Raw genomic sequence first — 14,756 nt, 5'->3', positions numbered from 1 at the left:
CTTCTTTCCTGCTTCAGCGCAAGGTAGGCATGAAATCCCCACGACCTTGCGGCGTCATGTCCAGCACATTCCAGAGCGGCCAGACACTGTCCATATGGCGCGGGTGCCAGGGGCTGGGTTCAAACAGCATCTCGGACCCCCAGAAATGATGAATGCCATCCCCGTCGCGGCAAAAGACGTTCATCATCGGCATCTGATTGCCCTCGGAACTCTCTGCCAGATAGTCGCTTTGATAGCTGGTCCCCAAGGCCGAGTAGATCGGCAGCGCCTGCCAGCCCATATGCTTGGACAAGGCGGTCAGTTTTTCCGGCGTGTTCTGCGCCACGATGACCAGCGACATCCGTCGCGTCAGTTGGGCGGCGTGACCGCAAAACCCATCCAGCAGCGACGAACAGGCCGGGCAGGGCGCATCGGCATTGGGGCCATACATTAGAGAATAGATCGCCAGAGTGTCGTGATCGCCAAACAGTGAGGACAGCGGCGCGTCTGACCCATCCAGCGCCCGGAAACCGTAATCCTCGGCAATAGCACCACCCTTTGGCAGCTTTCGGCGGAGAGCGGCGACCTCTTCAGTCTTCTGGCGAAGCTCCAGTTCCGAGTGCAACAGCGCGTTGCGCGCTGTGCGATATGTAGGTGATTCATTGGGAAATGATGCGGACATGTCGGGGCCTTTCAGTCTGGGCAAAATACTATTTAACGTAAATGTTAAAATAAAATCTAAGAATTCGCAACAGGTTGCGCGCTGGCTGCAGATAGGGGGAACACAGCGGAATTTTCCCTTTGTGTGAATTGGCTGGCTGACTAGCTTGCGCGACGGGGCTGAAACGCTCGCAAACGCACGAAAATCAAGGGAGAACTGCCATGGGAAAACGTGACGAGCTGATCGCGCAATATGCCGACGATCTGAAGAACAAATGCGGGATTGATCCTGATATGGAACTGCTGAGCAAGGTCACCATCGGCTGCGGCCCGGCGATCTATGATGCGGATGCTGCCACCGTTGCTTCCAGCCAGGACAGCGAGCTGGAAACGGTCAAGAAGAACTTTCTGATCAAGAAGCTGGGCCTTGCCGACGGGCCCGAGCTGATGGACGGCATCAATTCCGTCGTCGAAACTTACGGAAAGTCCGAGCGCAACAAGTATCGCGCCGTCGTCTATTACATGCTGACCAAGCATTTCGGCAAAGAATCGGTCTACGGCTAAGGGCAGCTCAGACTTGAAAGCGTCCACCGGGGACAGGTGGGCGTTTCGCATTTTAACTCAATCCGAAATGCTTTGAGTTTGCCAAATATCGCGTTTGGGCGGATAGTGAAACCAAGGACCAGGACGGTCAAACCTTCGAATTTTTTCGCGTGTGGTGAGTTGGGAGCACGTGGGGACGGGGAAGGTTCTGTATCGTCAGGACCTTCCCCCATTAAACGCAAAATCACCCTAGAACAGCGCCAGAACCAGTCCCATGACGCCGCAGGCAAGCGTGGCATAGCCGCCATCGATCAGCGTCAGTTTGAACGACCGCATGGCATACATGTTGTTCAGCGCGATCCAGGGCGAGATGAAGAACAGCCCAACCCCGATACCGCTGATCAGACCCGCGCCAATTGAGGCGATCCCGCTCATGCGGAACACATGGCTCATCATTCCGGCCACGATCAATTGCAGCACAAAGCCGATCGCAAAGATCTTGGGGTTCATCCCGCCTTCGGGCTGGCCATCCGGCCCGCGCGGCACGCCTGAGGCTTCCATCCACGGTTCGGCCAGTTTCATGTACCAGACCGACCCGATGGCAAATGCCGCAACCGCAGCGACGAGGATGTTGAGCACTTCCATTGCTGACTTCTCCGCTATTGGACCTGCGCCCAAGATGCCCGATCAGTCCGCCTCTGTCTGCCCCAAGGCACAGATTTTGCGCCATTCTTCTTCGGTCACCGGTTGCACTGACAGGCGCGAGCTTTTGACCAGCACCATTTCGGCGAGCGATTCCTCGGCCTTGACCTGTTCCAGCGTCACCGGCTCGGTGAAGGGTCGGACCGCCTTGATGTCCACACATTCCCAGCGTGGATCGTCGGTTGTGCTGTCGGGATGCGCCTCGGCGCAGATCTCGACAATGCCGACCACTGCCTTTTCTTTCTGCGAATGATAAAAGAAGCCGCGATCGCCGAGCTTCATGTCGCGCATGTGGTTTCGGGCCTGATAGTTGCGCACGCCATCCCATTCTTCGCCCGCCGCGCCCTTGGCGACCTGCTGGTCCCAGCTCCAGGTCGAGGGTTCGGACTTGAACAGCCAATATGCCATCACCCGATCACCTTCTTCCAAGCGATCAGATCGACCGATTGAAATAGCCCCGCTTTCGCGTAGGGATCATTGTCGGCCCAAGCCTGCGCCGCTGCCATATCAGCCACGTCCAGAATGATCAGCGATCCGATCATCTTGTCGCCGTCCAGCAACGGACCGGCCTGCGCAACCACGCCTGTGTCCTCGATATGGGCCAGATGCGCCGTGCGGTTATCCAGACGGGTTTGCAGCGCGCCATCCTTGTCGCGCGCGATCAGGGCTATCAGCATGTCATTCCTCCTTGAGCGGTCGTGCCAGAAGTTGCGCCATCGCCGCATCCGGGGTCAAGGCGCCATCCAGCAGCCCGGTCACACAGCGCGAGATCGGCATGTCGATCCGCATCTGGGTTGCTCGCGCAACAACGGCACAGGCGGTCGCGGCTCCCTCGACCGTGACCGAGGGGTCAAACCCCTCGGATCGTCCCAGCGACAGGCCCAGCCGATAGTTGCGCGACAGGTCCGAGGTGCAGGTGAGCGTCAGATCGCCAAAGCCGCTAAGCCCGGCCAGCGTCTCTGGCTCTGCACCGCAGGCCAGCGCAAAACGTTGCATCTCGGCATAGCCGCGCGTCATCAGGGCGGCGCGGGCGCTGTCGCCCAATCCTGCGCCCATCACCGTGCCGCAGGCGATGGCCATCACGTTTTTCAGCGCCCCGCCAAGCTCGGCCCCGATCGTGTCATTGGTGCGGTACAGCCGCAGGTTGGCAGTCGTCAGATCATGTTGCAGCGCCGCGCCCAGATCCGTCTCGGCACAGGCCAGGGTCAGCGCCGTAGGCAGACCCCGCGCAATGTCATCGGCAAAGCTTGGCCCGGTCAGCAGCGCAGTGCGGGCATCGGGCAGGACATCGGACATCACCGCGATCGGACCCAGTCCGGTCTTCAACTCGATCCCCTTGCAGCAGGCAACCAGAGACCTGTCCCGTAGCGCTTCGGCATGATCGCTTAGGAAAGCGCGCAGTTTCTGCATCGGAACGGCCAGCAACAGCGTCCGATTCTGCGCCGCCATGTGCAAATCATCGGTGACGGTCAGCGCTTCGGGCAGGGGCACGCCCGGCAGACGTTCGGCGTTTTCGCGTGCCTTGTGCATTGCATCCGCCTGCGCGCGCGATCTGGCCCAGAGCGTCACCGGCCCGTTCCCTGCGAGCGACACAGCCAAAGCGGTGCCAAACGCGCCTGCTCCCAGAACCGAAACACTCATGCCTTGGCCCCTTTCTTGCCGCTGCCCAACAGGGCCGGGCTGGTCTTGTCCAGCGGCCAGCGAGGCCGCGCGGCAAGCTCCATGCCGTCGCGCGCGCCGGCGCGAAACCGTTCCAGCCCGGCATAGGCGATCATCGCGGCGTTATCGGTGCATAGCGCCAGCGGCGGTGCCAGAAACCGCGCGCCGGTCTCCTCGCACAGCGCCCGCAGCGCGGCCCGGATCGTGCCGTTGGCCGCAACGCCACCGGCCACAGCCACCACCGGTTCAGTCGGATTTTCCCCCATGTAGAGACTGATCGCGCGCCGCGTCTTCTCGGTCAGAGTGTCAGAGACCGCCTGCTGAAACCCGGCGCAGAGATCGGCGCGGTCCTGTCTGGTCAACCCGCCCTTTTCGGCCACGACCTGATCGCGGGCCCGCAGCACGGCTGTCTTCAGCCCCGAAAACGACAGGTTGCAATCGGGCCGGTCCAGAAGCGGGCGCGGGAAGCGGAACCGTGTCGGGTCGCCGTTCCTCGCCTCAGCTTCGACCGCAGGGCCACCCGGTTGGGCCAAACCCAATAGTCGGGCTGTCTTGTCAAAGGCTTCGCCGGGTGCGTCGTCTATAGTGCCGCCAAGGCGGGAGAACTCTTCGGGGCCGCGCGCAATCAGATACTGGCAATGCCCGCCTGAGACGAGCAGCATCAGATAGGGAAATGCCACCCCATCGGTCAGGCGCGGCGTCAGCGCATGCCCGGCCAGATGGTTCACGCCAATCAAAGGCAGCCCGGTTGCCGCGCAGAGCCCCTTGGCGCACATCACGCCCGAGAGAACCCCGCCGATCAGCCCCGGCCCGGCGGTCACCGCGATGGCGTCTAGTTCTGTCAGATTCACCTGAGCAGCCGTCAACGCCTCGAACACTGCCAGATCAAGCTTCTCGGCATGCGCGCGCGCTGCAATCTCCGGCACAACGCCGCCGAAATCCGCATGCAGATCGGTCTGCCCATAGACGATCGAGGACAGGATTTCGGGCGTGCCCTCCTCGGTCTGGCGCACGATGGCGGCGGCCGTGTCATCACAGCTGCTTTCCAGCCCCAATATGGTCAGATGTCGTGTCATGCATCCCCGGGATTGCATAGGATATCCGCTGCGGGGTAGCATCCCGCGTTCCGGCAAACAATCCCGAGGCGGAAGGCCACACCAAGATGCATCTGCTGATGACACGCCCGCGCGCCGCCTCTGAACGGTTCATCGCCGGGTTGCCTGCCGAGGTTTCTAAGCAGTTGACGCCGGTCTTTTCGCCGCTGATCGAAATCCGCCCTTTGGATGTCGCGCCCGACCTGTCGGATGTTCGCGGGCTCGTCTTCGCCTCGGCCAATGCTGTTGCGATTGCTGGCGACCTGATCCAGACCCGCGATCTGGCCTGCTATTGCGTCGGGGCGGCAACCACCAATGCGGCGCGCGACGCCGGATGGCCAGCAACACAATCAGGTGATACGGCGCAGCAGTTGATTTCGACCCTAACAAGGGAAAAACCCGCCGCGCCTCTATTGCATTTACGAGGCGTGCATGCGCGGGGCGAGATTGCCAGGAACCTTTCGCAAGCGGGTATCCCGTGTGATGAACAGGCGATTTATAATCAATTCTTGCGGCCCCTTAGCGACGCAGCGGTTCAGGTTCTGGCCGGGTCCGAGCCCGTTATCGCGCCGCTATTCTCGCCACGTACGGCGCGACAATTTGCCGAAACCGCCCATATTCGCGCGCCACTTTGGCTGACAGCACTCAGCCCAGCCGTGGCGGAACCCCTTGAAACATTGTCCTTTCAAAACCTATTGATCGCAGACCGCCCGGACAGCGCTGCGATGAGAAAAATCGTTGAATTGTCCGTCAAACGAGTGAACCGGGTTGAGGGCCGCACGGACGCGCATTAGTCTTTGCAAGGGTCTGGTGTTTAATAATTTTCAGAATCACGGGGGAAATGCTCGGTGGCCGGTAAGAAAAAGACTGAGATCAGCAAGGAGACCTCATCCGAGGCTGACCCGGTAGAGGCAGTTGAAAATGCCGATGCCACAGAGCCGCCCGAGGGCGAGGCTGAGCAAGCTGTTGACACGGATGCGGTCTCAGATTCGGTAACTTCCGAAGCCGAAGCCGAAGCCGAAGCCGAAGCCGAAGCCGAAGCCGAAGCCGAAGCCGAAGCCGAAGCCGAAGCCGAAGCCGAAGCCGAAGCCGAAGCCGAAGCCGAAGCCGAAGCCGAAGCCGAAGCCGAAGCCGAAGCCGAAGCTGAAATGAATTTCACCCCGAATTATGTAGAAAACGTTCCGGCAGAGCCGGAAAAGAAATCGGGTGGGTTTGTGCCAGCGTTGATTGGTGGTGTTCTGGCGGCTGGAATCGGTTTTGTTGCGGGCCAGGCGGGTCTGTTTGGCTCGGGTTCGGACACCAGCGGCCTGACCACACAAGTGACCGCGCTTGAAACCCAGCTGAAACAGCAGAGTGACGCGTTGACCGCGCTTGATCAGAAGGTTAGCGGCACAGACGCTGCCGGTCTGAGCGACAAGATCACCGCGCTGGCCGCGCAGATCGATCCGATGACGAGCGACCTGGGAACGTTGACCACCCAGATACAGGACCTGTCAAAATCCCTGCCGGATCTGGAAACGCGCCTGAGCGATTTGGAAAAACGTCCCGTCACCGAGGGGGCCTCGAAAGAGGCAGTCGCCGCTTATGATGCGGAACTGGCCAAGCTCAAGGACACGATGGCCAGCCAGCGCAGCGAAGTCGAATCGATGATGAAGCAGGCGCAGGACCTCAAGGCGCAGGCGAGCGCTGATGCGCAGGCCGCCGCCAATCGTACCGCTGCCGCGCAGTTGCGCGGCGAGTTGGAGAGCGGCGCGGCTTATGCCAAGACGCTGGAGGCACTGAAATCCGGCGGTGTCGATATCCCCGGCGCGTTGGCAGCCTCGGCCACGGATGGTGTTGCCACGCTGAGCGCGCTGCAGGAATCTTTTGCACCTGCCGCACGGACGGCGCTGGCGGATGCACGCGAAACGGACAAGGGCAGCGGTTTGATGGCCTTCATCCAGCGCCAGACCGGCGCACGCTCGGTAGAGCCGCGCGATGGCTCTGACCCCGATGCGGTCCTGTCCCGCGCTGAGGCGGCGCTGACCAAGGGCGATGTCTCGACCACGCTGACCGATCTGGACGCCTTGCCGGACGCGGCCAAGGCGGCGCTGGCCGACTGGATCGCGCGCGCGACCTCCCGTCAGGAGGCGCTGAGCGCCGCTGATTCCCTGTCAACCAGCCTGAACTCGAACTGAAGGACCCGCCATGCTTTGGTCACTGCTCAAAATTCTCGTTCTGGTGGCGATTGTTGCGCTGCTGGCATTGGGTGCCGGGTATCTGATGGATACACAAGGCGGCGTGCAGATCACGATCGCCGGTACCGAATACACACTTGGGCCGCTGCAATCGGTTCTTGCCCTGATCGTGCTGGTCTGCCTCGTCTGGCTGTTCTTCAAGCTGTTGACCCTGTTGATCGCGACGCTGAAATTCCTCAACGGGGATGAAACCGCGATGTCGCGCTATTTCGACCGGGGCCGCGAGCGTCGGGGTTACCAGGCGCTGGCAGATAGCCTGATGGCGCTGGCATCGGGTGAGGGCAACGTGGCGATGGCCAAGGCCAGCAAGGCCGAGAAGCTGCTGCAGAAGCCAGAACTGACCAACCTTTTGGTGGCGCAGGCGGCCGAACTGAACGGCGACACCAAACGCGCCGCCGAGACTTATAAGAAGTTGGTCACCAACAACGCGACCCGCTTTGTTGGCGTGCGCGGGATCATGAAGCAAAAGCTGGCCGATGGCGACGAAGAGACCGCGCGCAAGTTGGCCGAAAAGGCGCTGGAGTTGAAGCCGAAACATGGCGAGACGCAGGATGTGTTGCTGAGCTTGCAGACCAAGGCACAGGACTGGGCGGGTGCCCGCTCGACACTGACCGCCAAGCTGAAATCCGGCGCCCTGCCGCGGGACGTCTATAAACGCCGCGATGCCGTGCTGGCTTTGTCCGAGGCCAAGGAGCTGTTGGATGAGGATGGCACCATCGATCAGCAGGAGCGCGCGATCGAGGCCAATCGCCTGTCGCCGGATCTGATCCCGGCTGCCGCCATGGCGGCGCGCGCGCATATCGCCAAGGGCAAGCCGCGCTATGCAACGAAGATTCTCAAGAAAGCATGGGAGGTCCGCCCCCACCCGGAACTGGCCCATGCCTTTGCCGAGATCGACCCTGACGAGACACCCGCAAACCGGGTCCGCCGCTTCTCTGCCCTGTCGCGGTTGCATCCCAACGACCCGGAAACACGACTTGTCATGGCCGAGTTGAACGTGGTCGCCGAAGACTTCCCCGAAGCGCGCCGTGCGCTGGGCGATCTGGTCGAGATGCCGGACGCGGATGCGCGCGTCTTTACCCTGATGGCGGCGATCGAACGTGGTGAAGGGGCCTCGGACGCGGTGGTGCAGGGCTGGCTCGCCAAGGCGCTGACCGCGCCGCGCGGGCCGCAATGGGTTTGTGACAATTGCCACGATATTCAGCCCGAATGGGCGCCGGTCTGTGCCAATTGCGGTAGCTTCGATACCTTGACCTGGACCGCGCCGACCAAACAGGAGGTTGCAACCGCAACCGGTGCGCAGATGCTGCCTCTGATTCTGGGTGCGCTGGAAGATAAATCCGATGAGGTTGAGGACGCGCCCGAGGATGCCCCGGACGAGGCCACGATTCTGGATGGCGAAGTTCAGCCATCTGACACGCCAGAGGCAGAACCCCGACCCGCCACCTGATAACTGCGCCCCGTATCAGGATGTGGGGCGCATCGACTGTCCTTGATGAAACAGATGCACCTTGGCCGGATCGGCGGTCAGGGCGACTTCGCTGCCGCGCTGATTGCGCTGGATGCCGGGCAGTTTGGCGATCACCGGTTCTGCCCCCGCGACCGGTTCAAAGTAAAGCAAGGTGACCTCGCCCAGTGCTTCGGTGATGTCCACCTTGCCCTTGAACAGGTAATCACCGTCGCTTGGCACCATATCCTCGGGCCGGACACCGATATTGACCGCCTTGCCGTCATCACCTGCTGTAGTCGGGATATTGGAAACCGCCGTGCCGCCGCCCTCAAGCGCGATGGTTGTCTTGGCGCCGGTGCCGGTGATCGTGCCGGGCAGCAGGTTCATCGAAGGCGAGCCGATGAACTGAGCGACAAACTCGTTTTCTGGCGTTTCATAGAGTTCCAGAGGCGTTCCGACTTGGGCGATACCCTTGTTGGCCAGCACCACGATGCGGCTCGCCAGCGTCATCGCCTCGACCTGATCATGGGTCACGTAGATCATCGTGCGATCCGGCATAGCTTCTTTCAGTCGCGCGATCTCGATCCGGGTGGCAACGCGCAGGGCGGCGTCGAGGTTCGAAAGCGGCTCGTCAAAGAGGTATACTTTCGGATCGCGCACGATTGAGCGGCCAATGGCGACACGCTGGCGTTGACCACCGGAGAGCGCCTTGGGCAGGCGATCCAAATAAGGCTCTAACTGGAGGACTTTGGCCGCTTTTTCGACGGCTGCGTCGATCTCGGATTTCGATTTCTTGGCGATCTTCAGGGCAAAGGCCATGTTGTCGCGCACCGTCATATGCGGATAAAGCGCATAGGATTGGAACACCATGGCAATACCGCGCTGCGCCGGGGGCACGTCATTCATGACCTCGCCGTCAATGGTCAGTTCACCGCCGGTGATTTTCTCCAGACCAGCGATCATCCGCAGCAAGGTTGATTTGCCGCAGCCTGAGGGGCCAACAAACACGATCAACTCGCCGGTTTTGATATCCAGGTTGATGTTGTTGAGAACATTGACGCTTTCGGCGTAGGTCTTTTCAACATTGGTGAGTTTCAGATCGGCCATGATGTCAGCCCTCCGCCCGTTTCACGATCAGATACTGCCAGGCTCCGAGCATGGCGTGCTGCCCCTTCGGGCTTACCGCGCCTCGCATCCCCTGGCTGACCACCTGCCATGACCCATCGGGAAGCGTGGCCACCGCCGGTTCGTCGCCAAGGTTGAAGGCGCAGAACAGCGTCTCGGATACATCGCTGCGCTGGAAGCTCAGCAGGTTCTGATCCGCGCGCAGATCGTCCTGGTGGCCCGCCTGCAAAGCCGGGTGCGCGCCGCGCAGCGCAATGGCGCGCCGGTAATGGTGCAGCATTGCGCCCGGGTCCTGTTCCTGCCGATCGACGGCCGCTTCTGCATGGGTCGGGCTGACCGGCAGCCAGCTTTTGCCGCTGCCGAAACCAGCATTTTCCGCCTGGGTTTGCCAGACCATCGGCGTACGGCATCCATCGCGGCCCTTGAACTCGGGCCAGAACTCGATGCCATAAGGGTCCTGCAGATCCTCGAATGCAACATCTGCTTCTGCCAGACCTAGCTCTTCGCCCTGATAGAGGCAGACAGAGCCGCGCAGGCACATGATGAGCATGGTATAGCAGCGCAACGCGTCGTCGCTCAGCCCCCAGCGGCTGGCATGGCGTTGCACGTCATGGTTCGAAAACGCCCAGCAGGCCCAACCATCCGGTGCGGCGGCTTCAAGGTCCCGGAATACCTGGGCAATGCCTTCTGCGGTGGCGCGGCGGCCTTCGAGAAATTCAAAGGCGTAGCACATATGCATGCGCGTCTCGCCTTCGGTATATTGGCCCATGATTTCAAGCCCGCGATGGGCATCGCCGATCTCACCCAGACAGGCGCGCGCGTCATAAGCGTCGGTCAGCGCGCGCAGCCGCTCCAGAAATGCCAGGTTTTCCGGCTGGCTTTTTGAATGGAGGTGGTCCTGATGGTTATAGGGGTTCACCTGCGGCGCGATACTGTCATTGCGTGCGTCCTGCGGCAGCGGCGGGTTGTCGCGCAAGTCCTTGTCGTGGAAATAGAAGTTGATCGTGTCCAGCCGGAACCCGTCGACCCCGCGATCCAGCCAGAACCGTGCCACATCCAGCAGGGCGTCCTGAACCTGGGGTTCGTGAAAATTGAGGTCGGGCTGTGCAGCCAGAAAGTTGTGCAGGTAGTATTGCTGCCGCCGCGCGTCCCACTGCCAGGCCGAGCCGCCAAAAATCGCCAGCCAGTTATTGGGCGGCGTTCCATCGGGTTTCGGATCGGCCCAGACATACCAGTCGGACTTTGGGTTGTCGCGCGACGCCCGGCTTTCGCTGAACCACGGATGCTGATCCGAGGTATGGGACAGAACCAGATCAATCATCACTTTCAGCCCAAGCGCATGGGCGCGGGCCAGCAGCGCGTCGAAATCTGCGAGCGTGCCAAACATCGGGTCGACATCGCGGTAATCGCTGACATCATAGCCGAAATCCTTCATCGGAGATTTGAAGAAAGGCGAGATCCAGATCGCATCGACGCCCAGTGAGGCCACGTAATCCAGCCGCTGCGTAATCCCGGCGAGGTCACCGATGCCGTCGCCATTGCTGTCCTGAAAGCTGCGCGGATAGATCTGATAGATCACCCCGCCGCGCCACCAATCCGCCGCACGTTCGACCGGAACACCCGGTTGAGGAGCCATTTGAGCGTTCATGAGTTTACCCTATTTGACAGAGCCGGCCAGCAATCCGCGGACCAGGTATTTTTGCATTGCGAAGAAGACCAGCAGCGGCACCGCGATCGACACGAAGGCCGCTGTAGCAAGGATTTCCCAGTTGCCGCCGCGCGTGCCCATCAGCTCGACAATCTGCGCTGTCATCACTGTGGTCTGCCCTGACGCATCGATCAGGAACACTTTGGCGACCAGCAGGTCGTTCCATGTCCACAGGAACTGGAAGATCGCGAAGGATGCCAGTGCCGGGAAGCTGAGCGGCAGGATGATCTTGGTGAAGATCTGAAAATCCGTGGCCCCGTCCACCCGTGCGTTTTCGATAATGTCGCGGGGCAGACCGGCCATGTAGTTCCTGAGCAGATAGATCGCCAGCGGCAGCCCGAACCCGGTATGCGCCAGCCAGATGCCCAGATAGCTTTTGCCGATCCCCACGCCCAGATGCAGCTTCAACAGCGGGATCAGCGCAAGTTGCAACGGCACCACCAACAGGCCGACCACCGCTGCGATCAACAGCGCGCGACCGGGAAAATCCATCCAGGCCAGCGCATAGGCGGCAAAAGCGGCCACCAGAATGGGAATGATCGTGGCCGGGATCGTCACGGTCAGCGTGTTGAAGAACGCCTTGGCCATCCCATCCACATTGGCCGGATCGAACAGGATGTTGCGATAATTCTGTAAGGTCAGTTCAGGCGGCGTTGTGGCGGTGACGAAGACTCGCGGGCCGCGATTGCCTTCGAATGCTTCGGTGTTGACCAGACGATAGCCGCCATCAGCCTGCACCGTGATCTCGCCTCCGCGCCGCAGCTCGGCGGTTTCCCCCGGCGTATAAGCGTCGATATCGCGTGACGACACGCCCCAGACCGAAATTACCGCGTCCGGGTTGTCGCCGAACAGATTGCCCTCGATCACGTACATGTCGCCTTGCTGGACCTGAGTGTCCGGCGCCGCGGTGCGCAGGGTCAGGTTCTGCTCCGAGGCGAACATGGCCCGCCACCAGCCGCTTGTGGCGATCTGGTCCGCAGTGCGGAAGGAGGACACGAACAGGCCAAATGTCGGGAAGAGCCAGAGGCAGACAAGGCCGAGCACGCAGAGATTGACGATCCAGACCAGTGCCGATCTTGAGCCAGCGATATTGTTCATCTCGGCACTCCCTATTTCATCTCAGCGCGCGCATTGCGCACATTCCAGACAAGGATCGGCATCACCAGGATCATGATCACGATGGCCGAGGCCGAGCCCACGCCCCAGTCATTGGCGCGGAACAGCTTGTCGAACATGTAATTTGCCAGCACCTGCGTCTCCCACTGGCCGTTGGTCATGGCAAAGACGATGTCGAAGACCTTGAGCACGGTGATGGTGATCGTGGTCCAGACCACCAGAATGGTGTTCTTGATCTGCGGCACCTTGATCTTGAAAAAGATCTGGAACGGGTTCGCCCCGTCGACGATGGCTGCCTCGACCGTTTCCTCGGGAATGCCACGTAGGGCCGCGGACAGGATCACCATGGCAAAGCCGGTCTGAATCCAGATCAACACGATCATCAGGAAGAACGAGTTCCAGAACGGTGTGGTCAGCCAGGTTTGCGGCTCGGCCCCGCCAATCGCCATGTAGATAGCGTTCAGTACGCCGATCTGGTCCTGCTCGACGGGCCTTGTGTCATAGACCAGTTTCCAGATCACCGCCGCGCCGACAAACGAGATCGCCATCGGCATGAAGATCAGCGATTTCGCCAGATTTCCCCAGCGGATACGGTCGGTCAGCTGCGCGGCCAGCAGGCCAAAGCCGGTGGACATGGCTGGCACCACGATCAGCCACAGCATGTTGTTGCGCATGGCCTCCCAGAACTTCGGCTCCTGCATCATTTGTTGGTAGTTCTGCAACCCGACCCACTTATAGCCGCCGCCGGGCATCCGGTCGGTCAGCGACAGTCGCAGGGTTTCGACAACCGGATAGGCCAGATAGAGGCCCAAGGCGAACAGCGCGGGAAACAGGAACAACCAGGGCCGGATCAGGTTGGCGCGGTTGATGTTGCGGCCCGCATTCGGCCCGCGCGCGGGATAGAGAACTTTGTCGAGAAACTGGTTGGAGAGGTAGAAATAGCCGACACAACCGACCACTCCGATCACGATGGTCATAAGACCCTGCAGCGCTGGGCTCATCTCTCATGCTCCGGGAAAAGGGGTAGGGGTGGGGCAGCCCGGATCATGCCGGATTGCCCCTGCTCATGAGTGAGTGGGGGTTATTGGAGAGAGTCCCAGGAGGACTGAATTTCGTCCGCAACCTCTTGCGCGTCTTTGCCGCCGGTATAGTCGACCATGCCGGTCCAGAAGGTTCCGGCGCCAACGCCGCCTGGCATCAGGTCGGACCCGTCAAAGCGGAAGGTGGTCGCGCCCAGCAGGATGTCGTTCATCTTCTTGAGTGTGGGATCCGAAAAGACTGAGGTATCGACGCCCTTGTGCGGTGTCAGGAAGCCGGTGCGGGCCATCCAGATTTCATGCGCTTCGGGGGATTGCAGGTAGTTGATCAGGTCATGCGCGCCCTGGTTGTCATTGGTGATGGCCCAGAGCGTGCCAGCGCCCAGAACGGGGCTGCCCAGATCCTTGCCTTCATAGGCGGGGAAGTAGAAGAAATCTGCATCTTCGCCCACGACTGTGCCTTCCGGGAAGAAGGCCGGGATAAAGCTGGCCTGCTTATGCATGTAGCATTGTGGCGGCGAACTGAAGAGGCCCTTGGGGCTGTCGCGGAAATCGGTGGTGGCCACCGCGCCGGCGCCTCCTGCGACATAGTCGTCGTTGCGGGCAAAGGCACCGAATTCCTCGATTGCACCAATCACCGCAGGGTCGTTGAACTTGGTCTCATTGGCGACCCACGCGTCATAGACCTCGGGCGGCTGGGTGCGCAGCATCATGTCCTCGACCCAGTCGGTTGCGGGCCAGCCCGTCGCGCCGCCTGATCCCAGGCCGATACACCAGGGCGTTTCGCCATCCGCCACGATCTGATCGGTGAGTTCTTTCAGCTCTTCCATCGTGGTGGGCACATCATAGCCCGCATCCTCGAAATTCTCGGGGCTGTACCAGACCAGCGACTTCACATCGACTTTGTAGAAAAACCCATAGAGGTCCTCGGCGCCATCCGGACCCGCATAGGTGCCCAGATCGACCCAAGATTGTCCGGCAGCGTAATTGTCGCGCACCCAGTCACCGGTGCCCTCCGCCAGCGGCGTCAGGAACCCTTCACCCGCCATGTCAGAGGCAAGGCCGGGTTGCGGAAAGACCGATACGTTGGGGGCCGAGCCCGCCTCGGCGTCGATACGGATCTGCTGTTCGAAACTGTCCGACCCGACATAGGCGACCTCATGCCCGGTGGCTTCGGCGAATCCCGCCAGCACGGCCTCGACGTTTTCCTGGTCCGGCCCCAGCCAGGGTCCAAATACGGTCACCTTGTCGGCCTGCGCCGCGCCAGCGATCAGTGCAAGTGCTGCGGTTCCCGCGAGCAATCTGTTGTTCATTGTTTCTCCTCCCAACCGCGTGGGGCGCGGTGCCTTGCTTTGGGCGCTTTCCAAAGCGCTTTGGATTTCCCTTTGTGACGTCGCGCAAGAGATTCTGTCAACACTTAGTATGAAAATTGCGTGATAAGGAGCA

General features: G+C 61.0%; 15 protein-coding genes. 4 read left to right on the top strand and 11 right to left on the bottom strand.

Going from position 1 to position 14,756, the window contains the following annotated elements; translation table 11 throughout:
* Positions 1–13: 13 nt before the first annotated feature.
* Complete coding sequence (locus AB1E34_RS17565; RefSeq protein WP_372573624.1) at positions 14–661, bottom strand: DUF899 family protein; 648 nt, start codon at positions 659–661, stop codon at positions 14–16.
* Between the two features lie 200 nt (positions 662–861).
* Here AB1E34_RS17565 and AB1E34_RS17560 point away from each other — a divergent pair, with 200 nt between their 5' ends.
* Positions 862–1,203: a DUF2853 family protein gene (locus tag AB1E34_RS17560; protein WP_372573623.1), complete on the top strand. Its 342-nt coding sequence runs from the start codon at positions 862–864 to the stop codon at positions 1,201–1,203.
* A gap of 228 nt (positions 1,204–1,431) precedes the next feature.
* Here the strand turns inward: AB1E34_RS17560 and AB1E34_RS17555 are convergent, their stop codons facing one another.
* The 5 genes from AB1E34_RS17555 to tsaD are packed head-to-tail and all read right to left on the bottom strand — an operon-like array spanning position 1,432 to position 4,619.
* Entirely contained in the window at positions 1,432–1,827 is a 396-nt protein-coding gene (locus AB1E34_RS17555; protein WP_372573622.1) for a DUF1761 domain-containing protein, read from the bottom strand.
* A 42-nt stretch (positions 1,828–1,869) separates the two neighbouring features.
* Positions 1,870–2,292, bottom strand: a complete 423-nt coding sequence (locus tag AB1E34_RS17550) for an EVE domain-containing protein (RefSeq protein WP_372573621.1) — start codon at positions 2,290–2,292, stop codon at positions 1,870–1,872.
* Positions 2,292–2,561, bottom strand: a complete 270-nt coding sequence (locus AB1E34_RS17545) for a YciI family protein (protein WP_372573620.1) — start codon at positions 2,559–2,561, stop codon at positions 2,292–2,294. The genes AB1E34_RS17550 and AB1E34_RS17545 overlap by 1 nt, the downstream gene beginning before the upstream one ends.
* A 1-nt stretch (position 2,562) precedes the next feature.
* Positions 2,563–3,525: an NAD(P)H-dependent glycerol-3-phosphate dehydrogenase gene (locus tag AB1E34_RS17540; protein WP_372573619.1), complete on the bottom strand. Its 963-nt coding sequence runs from the start codon at positions 3,523–3,525 to the stop codon at positions 2,563–2,565.
* Entirely contained in the window at positions 3,522–4,619 is a 1,098-nt protein-coding gene (gene tsaD / locus AB1E34_RS17535) for a tRNA (adenosine(37)-N6)-threonylcarbamoyltransferase complex transferase subunit TsaD (protein ID WP_372573618.1), read from the bottom strand. Before tsaD ends, AB1E34_RS17540 begins: the two co-directional genes overlap by 4 nt.
* An 86-nt stretch (positions 4,620–4,705) precedes the next feature.
* Here tsaD and AB1E34_RS17530 point away from each other — a divergent pair, with 86 nt between their 5' ends.
* Genes AB1E34_RS17530 through AB1E34_RS17520 form a run of 3 tightly spaced genes read left to right on the top strand, consistent with a single transcriptional unit; the run spans position 4,706 to position 8,324 of the window.
* Entirely contained in the window at positions 4,706–5,431 is a 726-nt protein-coding gene (locus AB1E34_RS17530) for a uroporphyrinogen-III synthase (RefSeq protein WP_372573617.1), read from the top strand.
* A gap of 54 nt (positions 5,432–5,485) precedes the next feature.
* Entirely contained in the window at positions 5,486–6,814 is a 1,329-nt protein-coding gene (locus tag AB1E34_RS17525; RefSeq protein WP_372573616.1) for a COG4223 family protein, read from the top strand.
* 10 nt (positions 6,815–6,824) lie between these two features.
* On the top strand, positions 6,825–8,324 hold the full coding sequence (locus AB1E34_RS17520) for a heme biosynthesis protein HemY (protein ID WP_372573615.1): 1,500 nt from the start codon (positions 6,825–6,827) through the stop codon (positions 8,322–8,324).
* A 15-nt stretch (positions 8,325–8,339) separates the two neighbouring features.
* Here AB1E34_RS17520 and AB1E34_RS17515 read toward each other — a convergent pair whose 3' ends face one another.
* From AB1E34_RS17515 to AB1E34_RS17495, 5 genes are all read right to left on the bottom strand, one after another.
* The gene (locus AB1E34_RS17515) at positions 8,340–9,431 is read right to left on the bottom strand and encodes an ABC transporter ATP-binding protein (RefSeq protein ID WP_372573614.1); all 1,092 of its coding nucleotides are present in this window, start codon (positions 9,429–9,431) and stop codon (positions 8,340–8,342) included.
* A 4-nt stretch (positions 9,432–9,435) separates the two neighbouring features.
* Positions 9,436–11,097 carry an alpha-amylase family glycosyl hydrolase gene (locus AB1E34_RS17510; protein ID WP_372573613.1) on the bottom strand — a complete coding sequence of 554 codons (1,662 nt, stop codon included), beginning with the start codon at positions 11,095–11,097 and terminating at the stop codon, positions 9,436–9,438.
* Positions 11,098–11,106: 9 nt separating this feature from the next.
* Complete coding sequence (locus AB1E34_RS17505) at positions 11,107–12,255, bottom strand: carbohydrate ABC transporter permease (protein ID WP_372573612.1); 1,149 nt, start codon at positions 12,253–12,255, stop codon at positions 11,107–11,109.
* Between the two features lie 11 nt (positions 12,256–12,266).
* Positions 12,267–13,274: a carbohydrate ABC transporter permease gene (locus tag AB1E34_RS17500; protein WP_372573611.1), complete on the bottom strand. Its 1,008-nt coding sequence runs from the start codon at positions 13,272–13,274 to the stop codon at positions 12,267–12,269.
* An 80-nt stretch (positions 13,275–13,354) separates the two neighbouring features.
* Positions 13,355–14,623: an ABC transporter substrate-binding protein gene (locus tag AB1E34_RS17495; RefSeq protein ID WP_372573610.1), complete on the bottom strand. Its 1,269-nt coding sequence runs from the start codon at positions 14,621–14,623 to the stop codon at positions 13,355–13,357.
* Between the last annotated feature and the right edge of the window lie 133 nt (positions 14,624–14,756).

Origin of the sequence: Ruegeria jejuensis (genome assembly GCF_041537905.1) — a bacterium.
Lineage (GTDB): Bacteria > Pseudomonadota > Alphaproteobacteria > Rhodobacterales > Rhodobacteraceae > Ruegeria_C.
The sequence above is the reverse complement of the archived record's forward strand: the minus strand, read 5'-3'. Positions and strand labels throughout refer to the sequence as shown.

What these genes read in the sequence shown, in the direction of transcription:
- AB1E34_RS17565 (WP_372573624.1), bottom strand. Translation starts at nt 661, where the DNA reads ATGTCCGCATCATTTCCCAATGAATCACCTACATATCGCACAGCGCGC.
- AB1E34_RS17560 (WP_372573623.1), top strand. Translation starts at nt 862, where the DNA reads ATGGGAAAACGTGACGAGCTGATCGCGCAATATGCCGACGATCTGAAG.
- AB1E34_RS17555 (WP_372573622.1), bottom strand. Translation starts at nt 1,827, where the DNA reads ATGGAAGTGCTCAACATCCTCGTCGCTGCGGTTGCGGCATTTGCCATC.
- AB1E34_RS17550 (WP_372573621.1), bottom strand. Translation starts at nt 2,292, where the DNA reads ATGGCATATTGGCTGTTCAAGTCCGAACCCTCGACCTGGAGCTGGGAC.
- AB1E34_RS17545 (WP_372573620.1), bottom strand. Translation starts at nt 2,561, where the DNA reads ATGCTGATAGCCCTGATCGCGCGCGACAAGGATGGCGCGCTGCAAACC.
- AB1E34_RS17540 (WP_372573619.1), bottom strand. Translation starts at nt 3,525, where the DNA reads ATGAGTGTTTCGGTTCTGGGAGCAGGCGCGTTTGGCACCGCTTTGGCT.
- tsaD (WP_372573618.1), bottom strand. Translation starts at nt 4,619, where the DNA reads ATGACACGACATCTGACCATATTGGGGCTGGAAAGCAGCTGTGATGAC.
- AB1E34_RS17530 (WP_372573617.1), top strand. Translation starts at nt 4,706, where the DNA reads ATGCATCTGCTGATGACACGCCCGCGCGCCGCCTCTGAACGGTTCATC.
- AB1E34_RS17520 (WP_372573615.1), top strand. Translation starts at nt 6,825, where the DNA reads ATGCTTTGGTCACTGCTCAAAATTCTCGTTCTGGTGGCGATTGTTGCG.
- AB1E34_RS17515 (WP_372573614.1), bottom strand. Translation starts at nt 9,431, where the DNA reads ATGGCCGATCTGAAACTCACCAATGTTGAAAAGACCTACGCCGAAAGC.
- AB1E34_RS17510 (WP_372573613.1), bottom strand. Translation starts at nt 11,097, where the DNA reads ATGAACGCTCAAATGGCTCCTCAACCGGGTGTTCCGGTCGAACGTGCG.
- AB1E34_RS17505 (WP_372573612.1), bottom strand. Translation starts at nt 12,255, where the DNA reads ATGAACAATATCGCTGGCTCAAGATCGGCACTGGTCTGGATCGTCAAT.
- AB1E34_RS17500 (WP_372573611.1), bottom strand. Translation starts at nt 13,274, where the DNA reads ATGAGCCCAGCGCTGCAGGGTCTTATGACCATCGTGATCGGAGTGGTC.
- AB1E34_RS17495 (WP_372573610.1), bottom strand. Translation starts at nt 14,623, where the DNA reads ATGAACAACAGATTGCTCGCGGGAACCGCAGCACTTGCACTGATCGCT.